This window comes from Parvimonas sp. D9, assembly GCF_035282565.1.
GTDB lineage: Bacteria > Bacillota > Clostridia > Tissierellales > Peptoniphilaceae > Parvimonas > Parvimonas micra.
Genome location: NZ_JAYKBM010000104.1, coordinates 1 through 286 on the forward strand (window position 1 = coordinate 1; position 286 = coordinate 286).

A 286-nucleotide genomic window follows, 5' to 3' on the forward strand; every position below is an offset into this window, starting at 1 on the left:
TTCCGCAAGAAACTGGCGGCGGCGGCTTACGCGCATACCGCAAGCTATGATGCCGCTGTCAGCGGTTGGTTTGCTAAACAACTTGGTGAAACCTATCCGGAAACGCTGACAGTGTCGGCGACCAAGCGCCAATCTTTGCGCTACGGCGAAAACCCGCATCAAAGCGCGGCTTTCTATGTGTCCGACAGCAAGCGCATCGGCCTTGCTAGCGCGATCCAGATTCAAGGCAAAGAACTCAGCTACAACAATCTGAATGACACTGATGCTGCGTTCGAATTGGTTTCCG

1 pseudogene is annotated in these 286 nt (G+C 54.2%); it reads left to right on the forward strand.

Annotated features, from left to right (window positions below):
• Positions 1 to 286: pseudogene (gene purH, locus VJI94_RS08205) on the forward strand (bifunctional phosphoribosylaminoimidazolecarboxamide formyltransferase/IMP cyclohydrolase); the annotation flags it as partial.